General features: G+C 39.4%; 34 protein-coding genes and 1 pseudogene. 14 read left to right on the forward strand and 21 right to left on the reverse strand.

Annotated elements, in window-relative coordinates:
• The first annotated feature begins 24 nt into the window (after window positions 1-24).
• Window positions 25-597, forward strand: a complete 573-nt coding sequence (locus tag QNM18_RS00375) for a MiaE family protein (RefSeq protein WP_023397553.1) — start codon at window positions 25-27, stop codon at window positions 595-597.
• A gap of 263 nt (window positions 598-860) precedes the next feature.
• Here QNM18_RS00375 and QNM18_RS00380 read toward each other — a convergent pair whose 3' ends face one another.
• The 4 genes from QNM18_RS00380 to QNM18_RS00395 all read right to left on the reverse strand — a co-directional run bounded on the left by QNM18_RS00380 (window position 861) and on the right by QNM18_RS00395 (window position 4,835).
• The gene (locus tag QNM18_RS00380) at window positions 861-1,823 is read right to left on the reverse strand and encodes an endonuclease/exonuclease/phosphatase family protein (protein WP_284135973.1); all 963 of its coding nucleotides are present in this window, start codon (window positions 1,821-1,823) and stop codon (window positions 861-863) included.
• Between the two features lie 766 nt (window positions 1,824-2,589).
• Window positions 2,590-3,732: a phage head morphogenesis protein gene (locus QNM18_RS00385; RefSeq protein WP_284135974.1), complete on the reverse strand. Its 1,143-nt coding sequence runs from the start codon at window positions 3,730-3,732 to the stop codon at window positions 2,590-2,592.
• Window position 3,733: 1 nt separating this feature from the next.
• Window positions 3,734-4,348, reverse strand: coding sequence for a DUF3164 family protein (locus QNM18_RS00390; protein ID WP_284135975.1), 615 nt, complete (start codon window positions 4,346-4,348; stop codon window positions 3,734-3,736).
• Window positions 4,349-4,352: 4 nt separating this feature from the next.
• Complete coding sequence (locus QNM18_RS00395) at window positions 4,353-4,835, reverse strand: hypothetical protein (RefSeq protein ID WP_284135976.1); 483 nt, start codon at window positions 4,833-4,835, stop codon at window positions 4,353-4,355.
• Window positions 4,836-5,330: 495 nt separating this feature from the next.
• On the opposite strand from QNM18_RS00395, the gene QNM18_RS00400 reads away from it, so the two are divergent.
• Entirely contained in the window at window positions 5,331-6,290 is a 960-nt protein-coding gene (locus QNM18_RS00400) for a hypothetical protein (protein WP_284135977.1), read from the forward strand.
• Window positions 6,291-6,400: 110 nt separating this feature from the next.
• Here QNM18_RS00400 and QNM18_RS00405 read toward each other — a convergent pair.
• Window positions 6,401-6,592: pseudogene (locus QNM18_RS00405) on the reverse strand (hypothetical protein); the annotation flags it as partial.
• Window positions 6,593-6,749: 157 nt separating this feature from the next.
• On the opposite strand from QNM18_RS00405, the gene QNM18_RS00410 reads away from it, so the two are divergent.
• Window positions 6,750-7,184, forward strand: coding sequence for a hypothetical protein (locus tag QNM18_RS00410; protein ID WP_284135978.1), 435 nt, complete (start codon window positions 6,750-6,752; stop codon window positions 7,182-7,184).
• Between the two features lie 331 nt (window positions 7,185-7,515).
• On the opposite strand, the gene QNM18_RS00415 is transcribed toward QNM18_RS00410, so the two are convergent.
• From QNM18_RS00415 to QNM18_RS00435, 5 genes are read right to left on the reverse strand one after another with little or no spacing between them, the layout of a single operon-like run.
• The gene (locus tag QNM18_RS00415) at window positions 7,516-7,932 is read right to left on the reverse strand and encodes a Mor transcription activator family protein (protein WP_284135979.1); all 417 of its coding nucleotides are present in this window, start codon (window positions 7,930-7,932) and stop codon (window positions 7,516-7,518) included.
• Window positions 7,925-8,116 (reverse strand): hypothetical protein, encoded by a 192-nt coding sequence (locus tag QNM18_RS00420; protein WP_211012128.1) that lies wholly within the window; start codon window positions 8,114-8,116, stop codon window positions 7,925-7,927. The genes QNM18_RS00415 and QNM18_RS00420 overlap by 8 nt, the downstream gene beginning before the upstream one ends.
• Complete coding sequence (locus QNM18_RS00425; protein WP_284135980.1) at window positions 8,109-8,495, reverse strand: phage protein GemA/Gp16 family protein; 387 nt, start codon at window positions 8,493-8,495, stop codon at window positions 8,109-8,111. Before QNM18_RS00425 ends, QNM18_RS00420 begins: the two co-directional genes overlap by 8 nt.
• On the reverse strand, window positions 8,492-8,827 hold the full coding sequence (locus QNM18_RS00430) for a hypothetical protein (protein WP_284135981.1): 336 nt from the start codon (window positions 8,825-8,827) through the stop codon (window positions 8,492-8,494). The genes QNM18_RS00425 and QNM18_RS00430 overlap by 4 nt, the downstream gene beginning before the upstream one ends.
• Before the next feature lie 47 nt (window positions 8,828-8,874).
• Window positions 8,875-9,693 (reverse strand): AAA family ATPase, encoded by an 819-nt coding sequence (locus QNM18_RS00435; RefSeq protein ID WP_284135982.1) that lies wholly within the window; start codon window positions 9,691-9,693, stop codon window positions 8,875-8,877.
• Between QNM18_RS00435 and QNM18_RS00440 the strand changes: the two genes are divergently transcribed.
• A complete protein-coding gene (locus QNM18_RS00440) occupies window positions 9,688-9,921 on the forward strand; it encodes a hypothetical protein (protein WP_284135983.1) in 234 nt (77 codons plus the stop codon). The genes QNM18_RS00435 and QNM18_RS00440 overlap by 6 nt on opposite strands.
• Window positions 9,922-9,953: 32 nt before the next feature.
• Here QNM18_RS00440 and QNM18_RS00445 read toward each other — a convergent pair whose 3' ends face one another.
• From QNM18_RS00445 to QNM18_RS00465, 5 genes are all read right to left on the reverse strand, one after another.
• Complete coding sequence (locus QNM18_RS00445) at window positions 9,954-10,163, reverse strand: hypothetical protein (RefSeq protein ID WP_284135984.1); 210 nt, start codon at window positions 10,161-10,163, stop codon at window positions 9,954-9,956.
• Between the two features lie 5 nt (window positions 10,164-10,168).
• Entirely contained in the window at window positions 10,169-11,788 is a 1,620-nt protein-coding gene (locus tag QNM18_RS00450) for a tetratricopeptide repeat protein (RefSeq protein ID WP_284135985.1), read from the reverse strand.
• 325 nt (window positions 11,789-12,113) lie between these two features.
• On the reverse strand, window positions 12,114-13,613 hold the full coding sequence (locus tag QNM18_RS00455; RefSeq protein WP_284135986.1) for an ATP-dependent nuclease: 1,500 nt from the start codon (window positions 13,611-13,613) through the stop codon (window positions 12,114-12,116).
• Between the two features lie 7 nt (window positions 13,614-13,620).
• Window positions 13,621-13,824, reverse strand: coding sequence for an AAA family ATPase (locus tag QNM18_RS00460; RefSeq protein WP_284135987.1), 204 nt, complete (start codon window positions 13,822-13,824; stop codon window positions 13,621-13,623).
• A 209-nt stretch (window positions 13,825-14,033) separates the two neighbouring features.
• On the reverse strand, window positions 14,034-15,230 hold the full coding sequence (locus tag QNM18_RS00465) for a Shedu immune nuclease family protein (protein ID WP_284135988.1): 1,197 nt from the start codon (window positions 15,228-15,230) through the stop codon (window positions 14,034-14,036).
• Window positions 15,231-15,402: 172 nt separating this feature from the next.
• Here QNM18_RS00465 and QNM18_RS00470 point away from each other — a divergent pair, with 172 nt between their 5' ends.
• The 4 genes from QNM18_RS00470 to QNM18_RS00485 all read left to right on the forward strand — a co-directional run bounded on the left by QNM18_RS00470 (window position 15,403) and on the right by QNM18_RS00485 (window position 17,707).
• Window positions 15,403-15,705 (forward strand): hypothetical protein, encoded by a 303-nt coding sequence (locus QNM18_RS00470; protein WP_284135989.1) that lies wholly within the window; start codon window positions 15,403-15,405, stop codon window positions 15,703-15,705.
• Window positions 15,706-16,064: 359 nt separating this feature from the next.
• Window positions 16,065-16,556: a hypothetical protein gene (locus tag QNM18_RS00475; RefSeq protein ID WP_284135990.1), complete on the forward strand. Its 492-nt coding sequence runs from the start codon at window positions 16,065-16,067 to the stop codon at window positions 16,554-16,556.
• Window positions 16,557-16,618: 62 nt separating this feature from the next.
• Window positions 16,619-16,780 (forward strand): hypothetical protein, encoded by a 162-nt coding sequence (locus QNM18_RS00480; protein WP_284135991.1) that lies wholly within the window; start codon window positions 16,619-16,621, stop codon window positions 16,778-16,780.
• 405 nt (window positions 16,781-17,185) lie between these two features.
• The gene (locus QNM18_RS00485; protein ID WP_284135992.1) at window positions 17,186-17,707 is read left to right on the forward strand and encodes a YcxB family protein; all 522 of its coding nucleotides are present in this window, start codon (window positions 17,186-17,188) and stop codon (window positions 17,705-17,707) included.
• A gap of 21 nt (window positions 17,708-17,728) precedes the next feature.
• Here the strand turns inward: QNM18_RS00485 and QNM18_RS00490 are convergent, their stop codons facing one another.
• Together QNM18_RS00490 and QNM18_RS00495 are read right to left on the reverse strand one after the other, a co-directional pair.
• On the reverse strand, window positions 17,729-18,049 hold the full coding sequence (locus QNM18_RS00490) for a hypothetical protein (RefSeq protein ID WP_284135993.1): 321 nt from the start codon (window positions 18,047-18,049) through the stop codon (window positions 17,729-17,731).
• The gene (locus tag QNM18_RS00495; RefSeq protein WP_284135994.1) at window positions 18,046-18,270 is read right to left on the reverse strand and encodes a hypothetical protein; all 225 of its coding nucleotides are present in this window, start codon (window positions 18,268-18,270) and stop codon (window positions 18,046-18,048) included. The genes QNM18_RS00490 and QNM18_RS00495 overlap by 4 nt, the downstream gene beginning before the upstream one ends.
• A 65-nt stretch (window positions 18,271-18,335) precedes the next feature.
• Between QNM18_RS00495 and QNM18_RS00500 the strand changes: the two genes are divergently transcribed.
• Window positions 18,336-18,671: a hypothetical protein gene (locus QNM18_RS00500; protein ID WP_284135995.1), complete on the forward strand. Its 336-nt coding sequence runs from the start codon at window positions 18,336-18,338 to the stop codon at window positions 18,669-18,671.
• A gap of 32 nt (window positions 18,672-18,703) precedes the next feature.
• On the opposite strand, the gene QNM18_RS00505 is transcribed toward QNM18_RS00500, so the two are convergent.
• The 4 genes from QNM18_RS00505 to QNM18_RS00520 form a co-directional block, all read right to left on the reverse strand.
• On the reverse strand, window positions 18,704-18,913 hold the full coding sequence (locus QNM18_RS00505; RefSeq protein WP_284135996.1) for a hypothetical protein: 210 nt from the start codon (window positions 18,911-18,913) through the stop codon (window positions 18,704-18,706).
• 4 nt (window positions 18,914-18,917) lie between these two features.
• Window positions 18,918-19,820 carry a tetratricopeptide repeat protein gene (locus tag QNM18_RS00510; protein ID WP_284135997.1) on the reverse strand — a complete coding sequence of 301 codons (903 nt, stop codon included), beginning with the start codon at window positions 19,818-19,820 and terminating at the stop codon, window positions 18,918-18,920.
• Window positions 19,821-20,148: 328 nt separating this feature from the next.
• Entirely contained in the window at window positions 20,149-21,072 is a 924-nt protein-coding gene (locus tag QNM18_RS00515; protein ID WP_284135998.1) for a GGDEF domain-containing protein, read from the reverse strand.
• A 464-nt stretch (window positions 21,073-21,536) separates the two neighbouring features.
• The gene (locus QNM18_RS00520; protein ID WP_211012142.1) at window positions 21,537-21,737 is read right to left on the reverse strand and encodes a DUF1737 domain-containing protein; all 201 of its coding nucleotides are present in this window, start codon (window positions 21,735-21,737) and stop codon (window positions 21,537-21,539) included.
• A 116-nt stretch (window positions 21,738-21,853) separates the two neighbouring features.
• Between QNM18_RS00520 and QNM18_RS00525 the strand changes: the two genes are divergently transcribed.
• From QNM18_RS00525 to QNM18_RS00540, 5 genes are all read left to right on the forward strand, one after another.
• Window positions 21,854-22,978: an FAD-binding protein gene (locus QNM18_RS00525; protein ID WP_284135999.1), complete on the forward strand. Its 1,125-nt coding sequence runs from the start codon at window positions 21,854-21,856 to the stop codon at window positions 22,976-22,978.
• A 68-nt stretch (window positions 22,979-23,046) separates the two neighbouring features.
• The gene (locus QNM18_RS00530) at window positions 23,047-23,271 is read left to right on the forward strand and encodes a hypothetical protein (RefSeq protein WP_284136000.1); all 225 of its coding nucleotides are present in this window, start codon (window positions 23,047-23,049) and stop codon (window positions 23,269-23,271) included.
• A gap of 12 nt (window positions 23,272-23,283) precedes the next feature.
• Window positions 23,284-23,448 (forward strand): BBE domain-containing protein, encoded by a 165-nt coding sequence (locus QNM18_RS27290; RefSeq protein WP_417714757.1) that lies wholly within the window; start codon window positions 23,284-23,286, stop codon window positions 23,446-23,448.
• Between the two features lie 215 nt (window positions 23,449-23,663).
• Window positions 23,664-23,879, forward strand: a complete 216-nt coding sequence (locus tag QNM18_RS00535) for a hypothetical protein (protein WP_211012144.1) — start codon at window positions 23,664-23,666, stop codon at window positions 23,877-23,879.
• Window positions 23,880-24,153: 274 nt separating this feature from the next.
• Complete coding sequence (locus QNM18_RS00540) at window positions 24,154-24,510, forward strand: DUF1428 domain-containing protein (protein WP_211012145.1); 357 nt, start codon at window positions 24,154-24,156, stop codon at window positions 24,508-24,510.
• Window positions 24,511-24,527: the final 17 nt, after the last annotated feature.

Consider the following 24,527-nt stretch of genomic DNA (forward strand, 5'->3'; position numbering starts at 1 on the left):
GTAGTAAGTGAGATAGAAAAACCTATGTTTGAATTGAAGTATCACACTCCATTCGAGTGGACACACAAAGTAATGGATGATTTTGTAACATTTTTACAGGACCATGCGGCCGCAGAAAAAAAAGCTTCTGGAATGGCCATGTCAATGCTGGGGCATTACCCTGATCGAACTAAGCTTGTAAAAGCGATGGCTGACTTAGCGATAGAGGAAATGATTCATTTTAAACAAGTGCTTAAACTTATTAATGAGCGAGGTTTAGCACTTGGAAATGATAAACAAGACCCTTACATCAAAAAGATGCGCTCTTTATTTCGACAAGGTAGTGATGAGTTTTTAATTGATAGATTACTTGTTGCTGCCGTTATTGAAGCCAGAGGACATGAACGATTTTCTTTGGTCGCGCAAGCATTACCGGAAGGCAAAGATAAAGACTTTTATGTTGCGATTGCCAAATCAGAAGAGAAACATAAAAACTTGTTTGTTGAATTAGGCTATGAATATTTCGATAAAGATATAATCGATGCGAGACTGGAAGAGATATTGATAGCAGAAGCACAAATATGTGAGAGCATTCCATTTAGTGCCGCATTACATTAATCTTATTCTAAATAAAAGCACTCTTTATGAGAGTGCTTTTATTATGTTAAATTGAGTGATTTATTAAAGTCTTCTAGACCAAAGGCCTGCTCTAAACTTGTAAAATAATTTTTATTGCAAACTTTTCTAGTTAAAAACAATTAAATACAAAAATTACTTTGACTAAATCTAGTCATTAATTTTTCAATGCATAGATTGGCTGGGAGCACAGGGTAGGGATGATATCAGCCAATCAAAAGAAAAATGGTTTGTAGGATTCAACTCTAGACGGCGCTACCTATAATATTTTTGAGCCTAACTTGATCATTGTTTGTTTTAATCTGTAGCCAAAGGGGAAAGTGATCACTGAGTTGAAATGTTGCCTGTTTGAAAGTTAACTCAGGAAATAATACTGTTTCCATGAATTGGTCTTTAGAAAAATCAACTACGCCGCCTCTACCTGAAAAGCTCACTTGGTCACAGCGATGTAAAATTTGATCATAATTTTTAGGTGTCCCTTGTGCTGCTGCAGTATCATTTATCCCTTTCAAACTATCAGGCATTTTCAATTTACTTTCGACAGTCAAAGCTTGATAAAAACGGTCGTCATTAGACGGAATATTGAAATCTCCAACGACAATTAAATCTTTATCAAATACTTTGTCTTCATTGTCTTCCCATCGTTTTTTTATCCAGTTTCCAAACCCATTTAATTCATCGATTCTACCATCAGTAGTTCCCCAACGGGCATGCATGGCCATTAGGATAAAATCAAATTGGCCAGCTGAAAAGCTTGCAAAGTAAGGGGAGCGCCACCAACTTTGGCTTGAGTAATAGTCCCCATCAATTTTTTTCCTTGCTGGAGAAGCTTCAGCTGCCAAACCAGTAAAGGTAACCATTCGTTCATCGTATAAGAAAGCTACGCGTTCTCGATTTCCAGCTCTATCAGGTTGCCAGTCATTGATCACAAATTTCCAATTAGGCCCAAGCAAATTTAAAACTCGCTTAAAATCAGTTAAATCATCTCTAACTTCGGTGATTGCTATCAGGTCGAATTGATAGAGAATTTGAGCGATAAACAAAATCCCATCATCTGAACGACGCGATTTACCAAAATCTCGAATGTTCCATGTTGCAACATTGAGTGATTCATCAAGTGAAGAAGAAGGAATATTAGCCAACTCGATGCGTTCATTGAGTTGCTGAAGCTTGATAGCTTGATCTTTCGAAACTTTTGAATAGTCCATAACGGTATCCTTGCTGTTTAGTGAACAACCATGTAGGTATAACACGAGATTTCCATATTTCAAGATGGGCTATGTTTAGGTCAATTAAGAATTAAGTTGGCAAACTATTTCGAAGAGGCTTTTCTCGTATACACATCAACAAAAAAGAGAAGTGACCAGTAGCCTTGAAACATAGAGTTTAGTTATAACGATACTGTACTTAATGCGAAAAAGAACTCCTGTTATTGGTCCTAGAGAGTCAGAAAAAGCCATAAATAAGAGCAAGTAATAAACATCGAATATCCTTGTGCGTTTTGCTATCAAGTTATTGAATTTGTTTAGGTAATAACAGGTAAATGAAAATCAGGGAATTATCAATTGGAATACATTTAATATCCCATAATTTACGTTATGTTAAATAAGGTTTTTATCTATATATCAAAGATAACACCTCTGCTTTTGTAGCGCTGTGTTCGCCATATTTCTGGTATGTCCAATACTAGACGGTATCGGACATACGATTGTAAGTGTAAGGGGTCGTTCATTTCTAGATTTAGCCAAACCATGAAATTCAACTTTCGACTCCTCTGAAAGCCCCGTAAATACTGGACCTCTGAAAATTTCGAGCCGAATTAACAAAATCAAAAAATACATTTGTTTTTAGACAAAACCCGCTCATTCCATATCATTTTGCGCTCATTCCTGCTCATAATACGTTTAGAATTAGACTAAAAATCGCCATTTTTAAAAATGTTTAAACGCCCTTTAAACTGACTTTAAATACGGTTTAAACGTCAACAAGCTTAACTTCAACAACTCGATTCATATCCGGGTCGATTTGTATTGTGATCTGAATCCCATTGGCTATGAACTGCAAAACGCTTTGGTTAAATGTGGAATTAGCTTGGGTTTGGACCAACTTCATTAACTCAGTCGTTTGCTCAAACCCGATAATTTGAATCGCAGTTTTTAGCATTGCTTCATCAATGACAACCAATGTGCTTCTGGTTTCGGGCGCAACATCTAAAACTGTTTTAAATAATATTGGATGCAAGTGCCCTAGCGTCAATTTCGTCCCAGACTCTGGTTTTCCTAATGCTTGCTTTGCAGCAACTGTCGAAACCTGAGATTGAAAATAATCTTTGCCTTCATTTATAGCGGCATTAAAAATTGGCGTGGCAACTTCTCGAATTTGGTGATCGAGTTTCGCTAGCATTTGGCCTGTTGCCTTGTCCGCGCCTAACCATGCAAGACCAGGATTGTAATCCCAACCGAGGTCGATGCCCGGTAAACGTTCTAGTTCTTCACCTGTTTTTGGATCAACTTCGGTAAATGGTTTTTGATAGTTCTTAAGTGCTGAATCTGGCGTAACAGTTATTCCCATGCGTTTGATGTCAGCGTCACTCATACTCACGACTTTACACCTACAGTTCCAACCGTTCGGTGGATAATGTGTGTGCCAGAAATTATGTTCAATTGGTAAAAGAATATAATTCCACGCATTATGTTGCGGTCTTACTCGCGAATCTCCTGCAGTTAAATATAAAAGATATGGCCTACGATGTTTTATCCGTTCTTGCTGTTGCCATCGCCCAGCTGCACGCGCGGTGTTTTTATTGTTTTGATAAATAACTTGAGTTCGCCAACCGCGTTTTCCATTGTAAGACCAACCATGTTTTGAAACGGTTTTATCAAAGCGCGCTCTAAAATCAGTGATCGTCTCACCATTTTCAATCGCAGCAAGTACATCTTTATATAAGTCATCTAGTAATTCTGTTTTGGTAGCACCGGCAACGGTAAACGCTCTTGCGTGAATGTGGCCAAGTAAATCTTTATATGACTCAGTTGGTATTTGAACTTTTGATTTTAGATTTGAAATGGCCTCGTCGAATTTTACGAGTTGGCCATACATGGTAGGGGTATCGGACATATTAGAGTTTAGCTATATCTAGAGAAATTGCTTGATCAGCGCCCTGCTCATCGCGCTTGTAAAACCGTATAAATCTACAGCTATCAATTGTGTTCACAGACTCGGCAATGATGTCCATGGCCTTTTGCCATTTGCCTGTTTCATCATCAATTTCAAGCTTTCGAAGACTCAAAATACGCTGCGGATTGATAGTGCCTTGCTTGTCAGTTGAGAACACTTTATTGACGATCGCTTTGATGTTTTGATTGCCACCTTCGGTCCAATCACTAATGCATTCATCTATCAATTCTTTGGCAATTTGTAGCTCAGGGCCAAGCTCAATGCGTTCTTGAATTTGTATTTTTACAGACAACGAATGGTCAAAAGATCGCAGTGTTAAATTGCCTTTTTTACCACCCAAATTCACACCATGTTCTTGTGCCAACAGGTCTAAAAAGTCGTCAGCTTCATCCATTTGTTGCTGCTTAAAATCAGCGAGTTGTTGTTGCTGTTTCTCTGCAAGTTCAATCGCTTTTTTGACATATTCGTCTTTTATCAGGTCAGTTTGCTTCACGTTCGTGAGAGCTACTAAATTGCCTTTACCATCTTTTAAAAAGCCTTCAGGTATCGCATTCATATGGTTAAATCTCCTGTTGATTTGCCTCGTTCATTCCCTCTAAAACTTCCAATTCAAGTGCCTTTGCAGCGACTTCTGCTAGGGCTGAATTTGAGATGTTTGGGAACTCATCAAGGATGTTTTGTTTTAGTTCGTCTAGGTCGTTTGCGTGTTTGGCAAACTCAAAAATCTTCTTAATTTCGGTGTCTGTTGCTTGGTCAAACTCGTCAAAATTAGGGATATCAGCGCCCTGTTTGTCGCTTGAAAAGTCTTGTTTTGGCGCACTTGCGATGCCTTGTCCATCGTCTTTGATTTCTAGAAGTTCTTCGCCTTTTTGGGGCTCTGGAATACCCAATGTTTTGTACACATAATCCTTGGAAACGGGCACCATACGGGCCGATTCTCGAATCACGTTTACGGTTTCGAGGTTGATTTCTTTCTTGTCTCGCCAAACATATTTCGGCGGTTCGCCACCGTCGAAATTGACCCTATGGATGGTCTCTAACATGGCCAATCAGTTGTTGTTTTAGTTTTTCCATGCCATTTCCACATGTGGTTGATCACATGGCTAGTCTGGCAAATTAGGAGTGGGAAATTAGGTGTAAAATGTTTTACGGTGCTTTGAAGTAAAGCCGGTATATTAGGCTAAAGTAAAAATTTAGCAGTCGCAACACTAGTTTTTTGATTACAATGTTTGGCAAGGCTCCAAATTGGATATTTGGCTAACTCATTCCTTGCCCCAAAACGTGTTTAGTCAAATGCCTCAAAAGAATAGCGGCATTAGAAATGTTTATTTTAAAGCACTGATGTTATGTCCAGTTGCTTTGTGTTTCTTCCTTATTCAAGAAAACGACCCATAGGGCCGTTTTTATCCTTTCCATTATGTCTGTAATGATTGAAAAATATATCTGTAGCAACAAGTTAGTTATTGTGATAAAACTGGTACAATTAGAAACATGACCAATTGGGTCAATATTAAATTGTTTGAGCTTTCGGAGGTTTAGTGACAGAAAAAGTGTTTTATTCTTGGCAGTCAGATAGTCCAGGAAATACTAATCGAAATTTGATCTCAAGTGCTTTAGAAAAGGCTATTTCAGAATTAAAAAATGATGAATCTGTTGAAGTACAGCCGGTTATAGATCGTGATACGCTAGGTATAGCAGGCTCCCCAGATATTAGTCAGTCAATTTTCTCTAAAATTGATTCTGCATCAGCTTTTGTATGTGATGTATCAATTATTGATAGTGATGCTAAAAAGCCGTCTCCCAACCCAAATGTACTTATAGAGCTCGGTTACGCGATAAAAGTTCTTGGGTGGAATAGAATTATTATGATTATGAATATTGAGTATGGGCAACCCGAATCATTACCATTCGATCTTAGGTCTAAGAGAGTTCTAACATATAGTGTGGCTTCAGACGCGCAGGAAAAAGCACCTGCTAGGAATTCTCTAAAAAAGACCCTTGTTGTAGCGTTGAAATTGATTTTAGAAAACCACGGCTTAGATAATGGTGAGAATAAGATTCAAGAGCAAGTTGACAACCATGTGAAGCCTATTGATATAAAGCTGTTTTCTAAATTTAAAGAAGTCATGCCATCTAAAGGAAGTATTAGCTTTATTGATGAACAAAACATGGCGGGGTTTTCATGGCCTAGGGATAGCATAAAGGAATTAGAAAAGTTCTATTACGAATGGAATGATGCAGATCATGAATTCTTAGATAAAGAACTCGAAGAACTCCGCTCAAAATTACATCATCTTATAGGGGACTATTTAGGTCAGATTGCAACTAACACATTTCCTGCAAGAGACCATACACGGCAGACGGTTCCTCCAGAGTGGGAGGATGAAAATCCGAATTTGTTTTTTGAAGTTGTAAATAAGCTACATGAAACGGCAGGTTCTATTGTAGGAATACATCAAGAACTAGTTAGAAAGGGTCGGCAGAAGCTTGGAGTATAAAGCTCTAACAATTTGATTAATCGGACAAGTTTTACTGTGCCATTTTTCGCTATTCCGCTTCGCGGGCAAAAACCAGCCCCCACACCTAACAACGAAGGCTGATTTATAACCTACAACTTCAACTCCATTTGCTTATGCGCATCGCCTACTAATATCGGTGCGCCGTTCGCTTCGGAGGTCACTATTAAGTTGATCATTTGTCTGGTCAATTTATAGCGGCGAACCAAGTCTCGGACTGAAGCGCCCTGCTTAAATTCCTCTCTTAGTTTAATGTTCCGCAGCTGAATCATTATTTTGTCTAGCTTTGGGAAATGGTGATATGTAGCAACATGTTGTTATTTATATTAAAACTGGATGAATCAGAAAAATGACCCAACTAGAGGTAGAAAAACGACACATCTGGTCTATATTAAGTTGTTATTTTTATGAGTTAATAATTGACTTAGGTGGAAAGTGAATATGGATATAAATTTGGTTTCAGCACTCTTATATAAGCTAGGACTTGTTGGGGTTGGTTTTTTAATTGTTTTCCTAGGATATAAACTATTTGTAAATGGTATTTATGGTAATACGGGAGACTTGATAGCTAACTGGAATGAGTACAAACTTATCTTGAAACGAGGAGCTCCTGGTACATTCTTTTCGCTTTTCGGGACGTCAGTCATTTTGATTGGAGTATTAAAGGAAGTAGAATATGACGCACAACGAGCTACTTGCCCCTCTGTGGATACAGTGATTTCCGCAATAAATAACTCTAAACATGACTTAAAAACAAAACGCTACCTTGTCGCTACGATGAATGAAATTATTTACAATAATGACTGTATGGCTCTAAAAAGCTTCGAAGTTGAATTTCGAGCGGAACAGGGGGGGTTAGGTCCGCAGCCGAAATAAACATAACAAGCCAATAAAGTGGGACTGCTAAAGCTGCCTCGGTTTCGCTTCGCTTCACAAGTATAGCCAAGCATTTATCAGCCCCTATACAATTCAAAAATCAATGATGTTCATTATGTAGTTAAGTGCTGGTTTGGTTACGAGGATTTCAGCAATAATATACTGGCACCTAATAAGCGCATTAAAAATGACGTCAAACGTTTGCAGGCACACAGCAGCCCTTTCTCTTCCGTGTTTATTCCAAAAATGAGTTAGGGCGTGAGTCTAAAAGGTCAAGTTAAAACTTCAAAGAAACCAGCCCCCACACCTAACAACGAAGGCTGATTTTAACCTACAACTTCAACTCCATTTGCTTGTGCGCATCGCCTACTAAAATCGGTGCGCCATTGGCTTCGGAGGTCACTATTAAGTTGATCATTTGTCTGGTCAACTTATAGCGTCTAACTAAATCTTGGACAGAAGCGCCCTGCTTAAATTCCTCTCTTAGTTTAATGTTCCGCAGCTGAATCATTATTTTGTCTAGCTTTGGGATTTGGTAAGTACTGCCAGCATGGTGGCTAAGCGCCCTTGCCATATCCACGCTAAACCGCTTACAAAACTCGTGATTTGGCGTTGGCTTGTCGGGAATAAAAAACAAGTTACCCTGCTCTTCGCTTAAGGCGTTTACGGCATCATCCAGCCCCATAATTTCCACAAACAAACGCAAGCCGTGTGGTAGCAAAGATGCATCTAATTCATGCTCAGCCATCGTCTAATTCCTCTAACAGCTGCTCAATGCTGAACTCATTTGATGCGGCTTGCATTTCTCTTGTTTCGTCCCATTTAGTCCTTAGCTTGCCAATACGCTTAATACTTGGCGGTAAGTTGTCGTACTCTGCCTCTTCATATAGCGGTCTGTCGGGGTTGATCACGATAGATTCACCTCTAGGCATGATTCGTCTCCTTACGATGTAGCCATTGCTTTAAAATCTCTATCACTGCTTGCCAGTGACTTTGTGCATTGTACAGGAGCTTACCGTCACAAAACTTCTCACAAAAAGCATCACATGCTTGTTTTGAGTCTTTTTCGACTTTCCCTGCACTGGCCAATTGCCCCCAGAGGCTATAAATCAGCTTTAATTGCTTTGGCATTTCTTGCCTAGGGGCCATTTGCTGATAGCGTTTAAGCAGTGCTCGTTGCTGGTTCTTAGTAAGGCCAGTACAACTATTTGTGAGACCACTGCTTATCTGTTTAACGTTTTTCACATGGCATACCTGATCAATGCCAGCTGCGCGTTGCGCCGCTTTTATCGCTTTAATCATCGGGTTCATGCTGCATCCTCCACGCGTTCTACTCGGTGCTCTGGGAATATCACAAACTTTTCCAGTTCAAAGTCCCACGGTTTGGAGTCATCAATGCATAAAGTCGCTATGTGCCCAAAACGGTTGGTAAATTCCTTGGTAAAACTTACCTCTAAATTAACCTTGGCTAATTGCTTGCACTCGTATAACCTCTGCCCAAGGAAAATACAAAACGCCGCTGGTACATTGCCGTTTACGCCATCTAATATGGAGCCGCTTGGGTCCACTGTGGCCAAAACATTCAGCATGTGTTGGTCGGAATGACCGCCAAAGGTATGGTGATATATCTTTACTCTTAACATGGTGTTTTCCTTAATTAATGAGCCCAGTTGCAGCTAGGCTCGTTGTTTTATACAGCTTGTTGATTCAGTACATTGGCGAAGATTGAGTTCACCAAGAGCTTGTCTAACTTTTTGTTTGGGTTTTTCCGGCTGTGGCTCAGGATATGAGGGAGCAGGTTTTCGACTAGGAGCCTCGAATTTCCCTCTACCCTTTTATGTAACCACTGCCACCATTGCTCGTCATCGGACTCAAGCGGCACAGTGCCTTGGGTAAGTTCATTGAATAGGTTTTTAATGTCTTCTACGGGTACTTCTCCAATCGGCTTTGGCCAAAAACACACACGAGAATAGATCAGCTCATAACGTTCGTTGGTTTGCAGTTTGTCTACGAGCTGAATATTGCCAATCAAACACACACCCACCTTGGCTGCATCCGATATGGTCCTAAGCGGGTCTAACGCACTTGGCTTACACTTGTCTGCCTCATCTAACAGAATGATGCGCTCGGTGTTTTCGATTGTTCTAACAATGTTCTCGATGTTTTTGGCAACACTCGGCTTTCGGGGTAAACCTAACGAGGTGCATAGTGATTCAATCACTTGTTTACTGGTCGTTTGCTCACTGCCAACAATCAGTATTGCAAGCGGGTTTTCTTCGCAGTAGCGCTCAAGTCCTTTGCTTTTACCAATGCCAGCTTGGCCCGCAACAACCGAAAAGCGCCGTCTTGCTTTGGCATGCTCACACGCCATGGTTATCACCTTAGCCACGCTGGTTGGCACAAAAGGCACTTCACCGTATCGGATGGTAATAATCGGTCTGTCATCCGTAACGTTATCGTCTGCGGCATCGGTGCCTGCGGGGGCAACAATGGCGTATATGTCATGCAAGTACTTAGTTGGGCTCGCCGCATAAAAGCGCTTCCATACTTTGTGGTGCGAAACAATCAGGTGTTTATCAACTTTGCGTACACCCAACTCATTCACAACGGTTCAAATTGGGGCGACAACAACACAGTTCACATGGTGGATGGCCAACAAACACGGTTAGATGCAAATGGCCAAGAGGTTTTATGCGGTACAGCTCAGTTGGTAGAGCCATTAGGCTGGATTAAGTGAAAAAAACTTGATTTAACATAAAATGGTAGCTGCTACTTTTTCGGCAGCTCACCTTTATTATCCCCGCCTATTTGTACGGCGTTTTCAATGTTATTACCCGATATGCTCTGGTTAACGGATTTTTGCGGCCCACTACGCCCTGACTTTTTGAATATAGCGACAAGCACTCCAATAATTGTCACCAGCAGTGTCAATGCACCAATTTGCTCACCGATACTATGTGAAGTAAACCACTCAATCATAGTTCTTACTCCTTTGTGTTCTCTAGTTTTGCAAGCCAGTTAGACACTTTCTCAATTTCAATCTTTGCACCTAATTGCTCGGATAGTGCCAAGGCCTTCTCCCAATGTGCTTTTGCTTGACTGAGGTCCCCCTGTTGCTCATATAGAAGCCCCATATTGGTATACTGAATGGTCATACCTTGTTTGTTACCTAGAGGTTCATTGATTTCAAGGCTCTTTTGGTAATATTCAAGTGCCTTATCCAGCTCGCCTTGTATATGGTAAACACTCCCCATATTACCATACTGGCGCGCGAAGCCTTCTTTACAGCTTAGAGATTCATTGATTTCAAGGCTCTTTTGGAAATACTCAAGCGCCTTATCCAGCTCACCTTGGATTCGGTAAACAACCCCTATATTCCCATACTGGTTCGCCATACCTTCTTTGCGACCAAGAGATTCATTGATTTCAAGGCTCTTTTGGAAATACTCAAGCGCCTTATCCAGCTCGCCTTTTATTTGGTAAACGTTCCCTATATTGCCATAATCACTGGCTATACCTTCTTTGCGACCAAGAGATTCATTGATTTCAAGGCTATTTTGGTAATACTCAAGCGCCTTATCCAGCTCGCCTTGTATTTGGTGTACATTCCCTATACTTCCATACTGGATCGCCATACCTTCTTTGCGACCAAGAGATTCATTGATTTCAAGGCTCTTTTGGTAATATTCAAGTGCCTTATCTAGCTTGCCTTGTGTTTTGTAGACAACCCCTATATTGCCATAATCACAGGCCATACCTTCTTTGCGGCCAAGAGATTCTTCGATTTCGAGGCTTTTTTGGTAATATTCAAGCGCTTTATCCAGCAGGCCTTGTATTTGGTAAACAATCCCCATATTGCCATACTGATTGGCCATACCTTCTTTGCAACCTAGAGATTCATTAATTTCAAGGCTTTTTTGGTAATATTCAAGCGCCTTATCTAGCTTGCCTTGTATATCGTAAACAAGCCCCATATTGCCATACGATACAGATTTGCCGTCACTGTTACCTGTCTTTTTAGCCAAGCTTAAAACATGTTGATAAGCTTGCAATGCGCTGCCTAATTCACCAATGCGCTTATAAATATGGCCGGCCATATTCCATGCACTTATATGCTCAGGGTTTAATTGTGTCGCCCTGACAAAATCTTTTAGTGTTTGTTTAGACTCATGAAGATAGGTTAACGAGCCACGCTGATAATAATACTCGGCCTGTTTTAGAATGGTGTCTTCGTTATCATCAATCAGCTGTGATAGTAGCGCGCGTGCTTTATCGACGTCGCCACTATCTATGATTGCTTGTAATGCGGCATCTACATCTTCGGCGGGCAATTCGTTATTTTGTTTGCTTTGACTTAAATTAGATATGATGTCTAGATAAGTTTTAAGCTGCTGCTTGTAATCAGCAATTTCAATGCCCTTTTCAGAAATTTCAATTTGTTTTTTATCTAATTCAGCTTTTAAAGCTTCGAATGCTTTCACTGCTATCGGATCATTGATGACAATATCACCTGAATTATTTCCAGCAATTTGAACCACAGTTGAGTTATCAGTGCGTGCTGTTTGGAATACGCCGCTTAATTTTTTGAATAGAGATGCTATCAACGTTATATCCTTGTATTGCTTCACAATACAACTCTACTCAACTGGATACTAAAATCAATGCAAACATGAAAGATTTAATGCAGAAATGAAATGGTAAACGGGAGAAGGTTTTAACTCACTTTTGGATATCTAAAAACAAATGTAATTTTATCCAAAATCGAAACGCGCGTTACATTAACATTACAAATCAGATCACCGTAGAAGGTTCTGCCAATGCCGAGCAAGGCAATGTGATTGGTTCAAACATTGCTCGGCAGATTGAGGCTGTGGTGGTTGAGAGCGTCAGCTCTCGTGGTGCTGTGTTTAGGGCTATGAAATCAACAGGCTAGTTACTTATCCATTGCGAACACTCGAGTATAGATTGGAATTCTGTACATGATGCTTCAACTCCATCAGATTTTATCTTGGCCTTAAAAGCAGCCCAAGCAGACTCAGATTTATTTTCTATTCCTAAATGTTTTTCTATTGCACCTTTAGTCCACAGCCAAATATTATGTACACGTAATTTATCATGCAGGTCTTGAATCGGACCCGCTGCTTCTGGTTGCAGTGCCAGAATGGCACAATGTTGAGAGTTAGGGGTATCACCTTTCATTGTAATGGTACCTTGAGCATTGAGAGCCTCCAGAATTTGTCTTAGCACTCCTAAGCTTCCATCACCTTCATCGATGTAACCATTATGTATGGCACCCTTGAATATATAGTCTAAATCAACAATTGCTTTTGCAGGTAAATCCATCTTATCTAAAATACGCAAAGTCTTACCAACATTATCAACAGATCCAGTTTCAATTAGTGCAATGTTGTCTTGGCCAAGGGTCTTATTGAATATACATTTATAGATGAAGGGTAAGAGTCGCAATTCTGTCTTTCCTTCGGTTAAGACTACATTTTCTGCAAAAAGTATTTGCGTAGATTGAGTTAATGAAAAAAGATGTTCCAATTGTGCAGCTGTGCTGGGTTCAACCAGCGCAATCGCATCTGAGATCCGTTGTCTAGTGTAAGTTTCACGTTCAGCGCACTTCCTAATAAGAAGGGTATTTTGAGCTGTATCAGGGGTTATCATTTGTGCAGAGTGAGTAGAAAATATGACCTGGTATCCATTGTTTGCCAAAATACCTAGTGCTTCCCTGACCTGCTCTATTGCAAATGGGTGTAAATACAATTCAGGTTCGTCAATTAGTAATAATGTTGTGCATCTAGCATCAGCGCTCCGTTTTACTTCAGCTAGATGCTGTATTAATGCCATTTGAATAGAGCGCTGAGCACCATGTCCGTAATCCTTAATATCTCTACCTTCGTTATTGTTCTCATATACTTTTAGAGTACCACTGGTGAATATTTCATCGAAAATCGGAATGTTAAAATGAAGCTTTATATTAATTCCAGGGAAAATATTTTGAAGTTTCGAATTGATTGAGCTGTCTATATTGGCAAGTTGTTCAGGGCGCTTGCTGCCATTAGCGGATATTCTGCGGCTAATAGCATTAAGGTGCTTGTTCACTAATTCTGTGTGTTTTTGTTCTATTGATGGTTGTAATTCCTTCAATAATTTACCAATAGTTGAGGTAGACTTGGCTCGCGCTGCATCTTCACTTGCATCTTCCATAGCTCCTATTTTTATTGGATCTGGAAACATACCTTTAATAGCATTCCAAATTCCCCGTGGATTTTTTCTGAATTCATTATCTTCATAGTTGTAAATTTCTAAGACTATATCAGTTTTTTTTGTTGCTTTGGCTGGCTGTGTTCTTCTTATTTTGACGTCGCCATTTTCAATATAAGGTCTTAGAGGGTCTCGATGCTCATTGTCTAATAATTGCAAGACATCTTCAGTTTACGATATCTAATGCTGGGTCATAATATGTTTCGGCACTTAATAGTTTGTCTTTTAGTAGCCACTCAATCGCTTCCAATACGTTTGACTTTCCAGCATTGTTGTAACCCACCATGGGAGTACAGGCTGTAAGCTCAGTTTCGAACTCTTTACACGACTTAAAATTATTGATGTTTAATTTTTGAATAAAATGTTGCATGCTCTTTCCTTTGCTTTGTTGTTGCCACGAAAAATAAGCAAAGTACTTGGTTTTCAATATGTCAAAAATTTGAGTGACTATTAGATGGTGACTTTGATATTTATTGATCTAGGTTCGAACGTCATACAAAAAAGGAAGCTTGTTAGTAGCAGTAACCAAAGCGAGTGAATCATGAAGAGTCAAGGTTCCCTATTAAAAGCTACTCTTTTTCAGCTTTTGGGAGAAGTATTCGTCCAACGTTGAACCGTATATCTGAGCCTTTCTAACAAATCATCATAGGTTATTATGTCAATAACGCTTTTATATTTCCGTTTTATAATTTCAAAATCTTGTTTTTGCTCAAAGCTCATCCCGTCAGTTCGGCCCATGATAATAATTCCGCTAGGATTTGTTACCTTTATTCTAAAGTTAACTCCTAACTTTGATTCATACTTTTTGGTAAGGTAATCTTCCCCTTTCTTACCCCATTTGTTTAAGAAGTATAGGTACTTTTCTATCTGCATTAATGTTCCAGAAAGCTCTCTTAGGGGGATGTGGTTATCTCTATATGTTCGAGAGGTAACTATGCATTTGTCAAAGGGCTTCTTGATTTCTATGATATCTATATTACCGCTAGAATCGACAAGCAAGTAATCTATGCTTTTAGTTGTATTGCTATATGTGTCTCTTACAGGAGCTTCTTTGAAAATATGGATGTATTTTGGGTATATTAAGAGTATTATTTGTAATAGTTCTTTTTGCCACTGTGCTTCTGAGTATGCAATTTCATTTTCTAGCATGTAGTTAAGCTTTTCTAACAGTGAATTATATTTTTGTACCTCGAATTTGGCAAATTGAGAATTTAAATCAGCCCCCTTTAGTGATACTTTATTATTCATGTAAGTTTGATATTTCTCTTCATGATCATCTCCCAGTTCTATATACGAAGATATTATGCTACTGACGCGTGCCGATGCATATTTATTCAATTCATAACTGTTTGGGAAATCTCTCTGGAGTTTTTCGAAGACACCTTTTGGTATCGAGTTTTCATTTTCACCACCTAAAAAAATAGAGGTCGAGACTAAATTATCAAGCTTTCCAAAAATCGATACGCCTCTTTCAGCAATAAACAATTTTTTATTCAGTTCTATACTTTTGTGGACATACAAGTCATTGTCTAAATTCAGTATTTGCTTAGGGAAACAGTAGTAATCCCCGCTAAGTGTGGCAATTTTGAATTCGACAGCCCCAAGAGTGTCATATTGTTCTATGTTTGAAATGAGGTCTTCTTTAGTTAAGTTAAAGACCTTACTAATTTTAACAACCTCTGAACTTCGTAATTTAGGATATAACCAATGGGGAGCAACACCTTCACTTGAGTAACGAAGAATTGCATTTTGATTTTCTTTGTAAAACTCTAACATTCGCTTCCTTGTAGCAATGTAATATCAGCGATATTTCTGTAACTTATCATCACCAATAATACGGTTGGTACTGAGATTGTTTCAAGGTTTAACGTAAAACATTTTACGCCTAAATCCCCGCTCCTAATTTTTTAAACTCGCTCACACAGTAAAGCAAAGAGCGATAAAAAATATGGAGCACCTTCCCCTACCTAAGCCCCCAAAAAGCTGTGTTTTTCGGCTGGTTCCCAATAGTCATTTGCATGTCAGTAAAGCCAATAATGCCTCTGAGGTCTATGACCTTGAAGGCGCCTATTGGGAGTTTGAAATTGAGCTTACCAATGTTTTAGAGGCCGATGCCTTGGCGCTGGATGCGTTCTTGGCCAAGTGTCGTGGTTCAGTTGGCAAGTTCTTGTGTTTTGACTATCGATTAATCACCAGGGCACATATAAACTTTTCGTTCATACCCTTCATGGTCAATGAGCTGTTGTTTTAGTTTTTCCATGCCATTTCCATGTGGTTGAACACATGGCTAGTCTGGCAAATTAGGGGGAGGAAGTTAGGTGTAAAATGTTTTACGGTGCTTTGAAGTAAAGCCGATATATTAGGCTAAAGTAAAAATTTGGCAGCCGCAGTCCTCGTTTTTTGAGAACGTTGCTTTTTAGGTCCTTAACTAGCAACTTGCCCCTGTAGTCATGGAAACGACCAAATGGGTCGTTTTTATATTTGGTAAAACACCATGGCCATAAAATGGTGATATGTAGCAACATGTTATTATTTATGTTAAAACTGGACCAATCGGATAAACGACCCACTGGGTCGATATTAAATTGTTGGCTTTCTCTAGGAGTTTAGGTGAAGTATTTAGGTGTATTAATAGTTTTAATTTGGTTATCTGGTTGTGCTACTCCTATGTATGTCGTGCCACCATCAGTTAATGCTACATCATCAATAAAAGTAATAAATGATGATGCGTTATTTTATATATATAAAAAGGAAGATGATTGCTCTCATAGGTATAAAGTACCTTATAATGGGAGTTATACGAAAATAGAGGCTGATAAAAAGATTGCATTAACGGCTTTTGTCGAAGGGAAACAAGGGTTTGGCGGTTACGCTTTTTGCCCTATTACTTTTCGGTTTATTCCTGAATCAGATAAAAGTTATGGGTTAATTGTTGGTGGTAAAACCGACGACGCATGTGAAGCAATACTCGTCGAAACCGTAGGAAATAATATACTAAATACTGTCGATTCTGTGGAGTTTCTTATATGGAATCGAGGTCGGGATGAAAAAAGTAGCTGGTGTAAATCATCAAAAGCTAACAAGCAAATTAATCAGGACTAAAAACAGCGGGCAGTTCGCTTCGCTCCATTTTAGCCCACTATTTGGGCGTTAGGCACAAGTGAATGATGGATAGAGTATTTCAGCATTTCGAAGGAAAAGTTGATGCCTTGTCAGGAGTCGCTTTTTCTCATGCAAAGGCATTCATCGACAAGGATGGCGATGATGTAGTTCTACTTTGGCTACAAGAGTCATCAGGAATTTGGTTTCGTGTATTTATCGATTGAGTGTATTGTGGAATCGACAAATATATAAGTGATGAGTCGTTTGAAGATATGGGTGATCATATCGAATGCAAGGAAATGACTAACTGGTTTAAAGGGAAAACTCTTAACGAAGCAATAGTCACTTCAGAGAGAAAGAGCGGTAACTATATCAAGCTTTGTCTAAATTTCACTGCTGCCGTATTTCAGTAAATATGTCGTACAGAAGACGGTGAGCGTGAACTCAGATATGCCTAACAAGTTGCTGCAACGGAATCGTCAAACTCCATTGCAAACTAAAATTCAGAGTAAATGCAAATAACAAGTTGATTAAGGCATAAAATAATAGGCTTGCCGCAGGGCAGCAGTGTAGCCTATAATTTTATGCCTATTTTTAAAGCGATATACATACATGGATATTCTCTGCTAATGATTAAAACAGTAACTATTACAAAGCAAGATTACTTAGGTTACTCAGACTTTGTTGTAAAGAGGCTTTGCACTCCTAAAAACCAAAAAAGCTCTGGCTTTCTCAGAAATATGATTATTTGGTTTCTTTTGACTGTAATTTTTTTAGCAGTTTTACAAATCAAGTCAGTTAGCTTTTCTGATTTTCATTGGCAATCTGCATTGATCACAGCGATTCCATTTTCAATATTCCTTGTTGTGTTTCTCTACAACATTAATAAAATAAAAATACTCTCAATCCCAAATGAAAATGGCGTAATGATTGGTGAAAAAACAATAGAGTTCCAATCAGGTGGCATAAATGAAACACACCATCTAGGTAGTTGCTTCTATAAGTGGGATGCAGTTGAGGCAATTGAAGAAAATAAAGGTGACCTATACATCTTTGTTGATAAATTGATGGCCCTAATTATTCCGGCAAATTCATTTGAAAGTGAAGCCGAAAAAGATGAATTAAAGGCTCTTGTTCAAAAATATGTATAACAAGTTGCTCAATTTCGTTCGTCAACTCACTTGGACGCTTCGCGCAAGTAGCGTTACCATTGTCCGATTTCTGGCACTTCGGCGACTGTCAGATGAAAACTCATTCAAGTAAGAATCAAAGAAAACAGCCCCCGCACCTAACAACGAAGGCTGAGCACAAACCTGCAACTTCAACTCCATTTGCTTGTGCGCATCACCAACTAATATCGGTGCGCCATTGGCTTCGGAGGTCACTATTAAGTTGATCTTTTGTCTGGTCAACTTATAGCGTCGAACCAAATCTTGGACAGAAGCGCCCTGCTTAAATTCCTCTCTTAGTTTAATGTTCCGCAGCTGAATCAAATCTTGTCTAGCTTCGGGGTTTGGTAAGTACTGCCAGCATGGTGACTAAGTGCCCTTTCAATATCAACGCTAAACCGCTTACAAAATTCGTGGTTAGGCGTTGGCTTGTCGGGAATAAAAAACAAGTTGCCCTGCTCTTCGCTTAGTGCTTTTACCGCGTCATCCAGTCCCATAATTTCTCCATGTGGTAGCAAAAATGCATCCAAATCATGCTCAGCCATCGTCTAATTCCTCTAATGACTCTCATTCTGGGGGGCGCTACTTACTGTATTCGCTGACGAAATCAGTGGGCACATCAACAACGGCGCACAATAAAGCGATTGATTATGCCATCACCAGCATGCCTCTCGACCCCTCATCCCGTATCACCCACACCCCGATTAGCCATACCGCGCCGAGCAATAACAGCAAAGGCGTTAAAGCGCTTCCATACTTTGTGGTGCGAAACAATCAGGTGTTTATCAACTTTGCGTACACCCAACTCATTCATAACGGGTCAAATTGGGGCGACGACAACACGGTTCATATGATTGATGGCCAACAAACACGGTTAGATGCAAATGGCCAAGAGGTTTTATGTGGTACAGCTCAATTGGTAGAGCCATTAGGCTGGATAAAGTAAAAACAGGTTGATTTAACATAAAATGGTGGCTGCTACTTTTTCGGCAGCTCACCTTTATTATCCCCGCCTATTTGTACGGCGTTTTCAATGTTATTACCCGATATGCTCTGGTTAACGGATTTTTGCGGCTCACTGCGCCCTGACTTTTTGAATATAGCGACAAGTACCCCGATAATGCTCACCAACAGCGTCAAGGCACCAATTTGCTCTCCTGTACCAAGTGAGGTAAACCATTCCATCATAAAATTATGACTCCTTTGTATTCTCTAATTCTTCAAGCCAGCTAGACACTTCCGCTATTTCTAGCTTTGCGCCCACTTGCTCGTACAATACCAAGGCCTTTTCCCAATGCGCTTTTGCTTGATTGAGGTCGTCCTGTAGTTCAGATAATACGCCCATATTGGCATACTGATTTGCCATGCCTTGTTTGTTACCTAGAGATTCATTGATTTCAAGGCTCTTTTTATAGTACTCAAGCGCCTTATCCAGCTCGCCTTTTATTTGGTAAACAATTCCCATATTACCATATGATACGGCTTTACCTTCATCATCATCGGCCTTTTCAGCCAAGCTTAAAACATGTTGATAAGCTTGCAATGCGCTGCCTAATTCACCAATGCGCTTATACATATGCCCAGCCCTAGTCCAAGCATTTGTATGCTCAGGGTTTAATTGCGTTGCCCTGACAAAATCCTTAAGTGTTTGTGTAGACTCGTGAAGATAAGACAACGAACCGCGCTGATAATAATATTCTGCCTGTTTGAGAATGATGTCTTCGTTTTCATCAATCAGCTGTGATAGTAGCGCGCGTGCTTTATTGACGTCGCCACTATCTATGATTGCTTGTAATGCGGCATCTACATCTTCGGCGGGCAATTCGTTATTTTGTTTGCTTTCACTCAAATTCAAGATGATATGTCGGTAAGTTTGAAGCTGCTGCTTGTATTCAGAAATTTCAATGCCCTTTTCAGAAATTTCAATTTGCTTTTTATCTAATTCAGCTTTTAAAGCCTCGAATGCTTTCACTGCTATCGGATCATTGATGACAATATCACCCGAATTATCCCCTGCAATTTGGATCACAGTTGAGTTATCAGTGCGTGCTGTTTGGAATACGCCGCTTAATTTTTTGAATAGAGATGCTATCAACGTTATATCCTTGTATTGCTTCACAATACAACTCTACTTAACTGGATACTAAAAGCAATGTAAACATGAAAGATTTAATGCAGATATGAAATGGTAACTGAGGAAAGGTTTTAACTCACTTGAAGGTGTCTAAAAACAAACGTATTTTTATCCGAATTCGAAACGCGCGTTACCATAAAAATTACTCTGCGGCATTTGAATCTGAGTATCTACTTCCTGATGAGTGCCAATGATAATTAATTTAACATAACTTTAATTGGGTGAGTTGCGCACAGTTTTACTGGCTCAATATGTACAGAAAATAGCAAGGCATTAAACAACCGACGAATCAATCAGGTTTGTTGAATGGTGACAAAAATCGCGAATAGAAACAGTTTTTGCCCAAATACTTTGCTTCCTCCAAGCATTTATTCGCACACTCTAAGAGAGTATACTCGCTGATGGTTTTGTAGCACGACAAAGTTACAATACCGACGCTTATGGTAATTTTTCTATAACTTGAGTTGGTATTGCGTATATCAAGCCGCTCTACTTTATTTAATATTTCGTCACCACACAACTCCGCCTCTTCTATTCCACTTTCAGTAAGAAGAGCGACAAGTTGGGCTCCTGAATATCTATATATATCCCCTGCCATTCCAATCATCGATAACTGCGTACAGCGCGCAACTTTTCTAATAACTTGATCTCCTTCATGGTATCCATATGTATAGTTAAATGCCATAAAGTCATCAATATCAATGAGCAAAAGAGAAAATGGATCATCGAAAGTTTCAGACTGTTTAATCAGTTTTCCTAATTCAATTTTCAGTACATCTTTGTTGTTAAGAGATGTGAGTGTATCAATATAGTCACTTTGTGTAGGTAATGCTCGCGTGTTACTTGAAGATAAATACCTCCCAACCATTTTATTCAAAGATTTGAAGCATAAAGGGTTTGGCGCAAACCCGACCAATGGGAGTTTTAATAATTTTCGTCGGCTTGATATTTCAGAGCTAGTAATGATGATGGGAATTCGACTGAGTTTTTGCGTCCCCTTAATGTAGGACAATGTATTGTAATCGTTATCTGCAAGTATACTGTTGTCTACAAGGATAATATCTGGGGTAAAAACGAAGGTGTGTTCAACTATTGCACTGATACTGTCTACCCGCATCGCATTCATTGAGTCAAGTGCTGAGCAAATAAGATCATATGTTTCAAGGCATTTTACCGCTACCAAAGCATGATACCTTTGCTTGATATGGTTCATTCAGAATCCCTTACCAATAATAATGACCTAAATTTACTTCTTTAATTCGATACGATGTCGCTGGAAATTAGTGAAGGTAGGCAAATTTACCATGTTCATTTAACCCCTTAATTTTAAAACGGATGAATTTCAATTATGAGTAAATATTACAGATAGAAAAGCTAAACTCTTTAACCTTTGAATTTACCAACAAAGCATCGCTCACGCCTAGTTAGCCAAATAGATTAATTGTTGAAATCGCACTATTCTCAATAACAAAATTATTATAAATGCAGCACCACTCCAATATGCGGCTCGCTGCATTCAGTGTGCTTTGTAAAGCCTTGTTTATAAAATTAGTCTATTTTTATTAAATTTCTAGTCCATCTTTCTTCAAGTGAGGCTTATTCAATACAAGGTTTAATGGTTGATGCAAACTATTTGGCGAAGATGGGCGTTATTTAACCAGTGGATGAAACATCGTTTCAGTATGACCTTAAATTGATCCCATCATGAAATTCTTCATCAGGTACATCTTTGACTAAAGCCTGACCTGCTATCGGGGTTTTTCCGTTGAATGTTATGGTCGGACTACCGTGCAACTGCCAACCGTCATTCAGTGACTTTGATACGCGCATACAAAATACTTCGTCATCAGGGCCTGTAACGAATCTATATAGTTTCATATGTAACTTTCCTATTCCTATGATTTTTTGCTCACTCTACAGGAGTGACAGTTGAAGTGCTCTTTATGTATATTGTATGCAAAAAAGGTAAAAATCAACCCATATAGTAATAGTATGTGCAAAAAGTCGCTTATCGCTCTCAAGTTTTGTACAAATTCGATGCAAATAACGCAGATTTGAAGGTTTATAGACCGACAAATCGTGCGGATGTGGTGTTGGCTTTTCAAGATATTATTGATACTAAGGAAATTAAGCCACATGAAGTTCAAATCACTTGCGGTCGTCACTGTTATGAAAGTTTCGTATATAACGGTGAAACCAAAGCTATTATAGATGTAGGGAGCCTAAACGGTTTCGACTACTCTAAAAAGCCCGATACTATTGAAATGGAAATTGGCCTCAGCAATTGGGAAATGTATCGCATACTAAACAATATTTATAAGCGTACCCTACCCGCTGGAAGCTGCTATTCTGTTGGTCTAGGGGGCCATGTTACAGGTGGTGGTTACGGTTTATTGTCTCGAATGTATGGTCTTGCAATGGATTACTTGATTGGCGTTTACATTGTTGTACAAAACTCGCGCGGTGTTGCCGAAGAAATATATTGTGACCAAGATCAGCATTGTGACCTATTTTGGGGCGTTAAAGGCGGTGGCGGAGGACAATTTGGTATTATCACAAAATTGATATTTAAAGATGCACCGCCTTCACCAGAGAGAATGTACACAATAAATTTTTCATGGGATTGGCAGGACGAAAACGGCGACTATTTATCGCAAGAACAGTTCACACAAATAATTCGCTTATTAGAAGAGTCTTTTTGTGACCAAGACCCGCAAACTTGGCATGTTTGGGCCAATATGCTTCTCAATCACAAAGATGCAAAAAATATATCAATCACAGCTTTTGTTTATTACATTCCACAGTTTCATGGTGATTGGGCAGCATTTGAATTAAAAGTGCGCAATGAGTTTAGCGCAATCCTCAAAAAAGCGAATCAGATAAAGTTATTATCAAAAGGCGACTTTAACTATACTTTAAGAGATTACACCTATCTCAATGGTACGCAGCAAGTTAGTCCTTCTGGCCCCAATAGCTTTGGCAAATATAAATCAGCCTATCTAACCAAATGTTGGACCAAAGACATGATCAACAGTGCCTACGCATTTTTAAGAAAACCTATCTCCTATCAAGATGGCGAACATGTTACACGAGCGGATATGGCTCGCTCTTTAAGGTAGACAGTTATGGCGGAAAAATAAACACGGTAGCGTCAAAAGATTCCGCTATTGCTCAGCGCTCTTCTATTATGAAGCTGCAATATCAAACCTACTGGGATAACAAAATGCCACCTGGTTTGGATAATACAGCGCAAGCTGATGCCCACCTCAATTGGCTAAACACTATGTATAAAACGATATATGCCGTTTCTGGTGGTGTGCAAGATCTGAGGCTCACAGATGGTGTGGACGGTTGTTATTACAATTATCCTGATGTGGATTTGGGGTCAATTAAAAAAGGTCCAGAGAGTTAAGAGCATGCATTAATGTTGTACTTTGGAGATAACTTATCGCGCTTAAAACAGGTCAAAGTAAGATACAACCCCAAGGGGTGGTTTGGCAATGTGCAAATTGTCCAAACTTATTGCCAAGAGATAACAACCGAAAATGCTAAAAGCAAATCTCAAAGTCAAGCTAAAAACAACAAGTAAACAAAGGGTTAATGGCAGTTAGGGGCATTAACCCTTTGAATGTTTGGTTATCTGCTTCAGGTGTTATGAGTGGTCAAGTGTAATTGCTCTGATTTATACTAGGTCCTTTATTTGCAGAGTTGTTTACTATAGGATCCCCACTCTCTCGTGTGGGCCTAATAAAACGGCTTGCTCATCATTGCGAATAAGCTCAAAGCTATTAAGAGGATTACCCAATGTCACCTGAATCGATGACAGATTTAACCATAACTTTAGTTTTACTTTTGGTTTCAGTAGGCATGGCATTTCAAGGCAAAGTTTTGAAGGCAAACATGGCCGATAAAGACGCAGAAATCGCGAAGAAAATAGAAAAAAAAGCAAACCTGCTTATCATGTGTGGGTCATTAGTTGCAATCATTCAAGTTATTAAACTTGGCTCTTTTTTGCTATAGATATACCGCTGAAAAACAAGGTCGCCGGAAAAAGTAAAGTCCGGCGCCTATTACCACCCATCCATTATCGCTATTTATATTTATATTGATTGCGCAACCGGTCAATCTACGTTCACCCCCCCTCTCCCAATAACCTGTGAAATTATTTGTGCGGATTATGGTGTATTGATGTTAACTGGAAAATGCTTAAGTCACCTTAAATGCATGGTATGGCAAAACAGGTGATTTGCACTACGATTAGTTAACCTATAAATAAAAATTAATTGGAATGAAAATGGCCTATGTAGATGGATTTGTCTTGGCAGTACCTAATCAAAATAAAAGTGAATACCTGCGCATGGCGCAGCTTTCTGCTGAGATATTCAAAGAGTATGGTGCGCTTAGTGTAGTTGAATGTTGGGGAGATGATGTACCAGATGGTGAGCAGACATCATTCGGGCTAGCAGTTAAGTGCGAAGCCGAAGAAACGGTGTGTTTCTCTTGGGTCTTTTGGCCGTCAAAAGAAATCAGAGATGAGGGTATGGCAAAGTGTCACAATGACGACCGAATGAAAGCCATGTGTGAAGGTGCAATGCCATTTGATGGTAAAAGGCTGATTTATGGTGGGTTTGAGGTAATTTTGAATGCTTGAGCCGTTTGTCGGATTTA

The organism is Pseudoalteromonas obscura, from assembly GCF_030135505.1.
In the GTDB taxonomy this organism is placed as follows: Bacteria; Pseudomonadota; Gammaproteobacteria; order Enterobacterales; family Alteromonadaceae; genus Pseudoalteromonas; species Pseudoalteromonas obscura.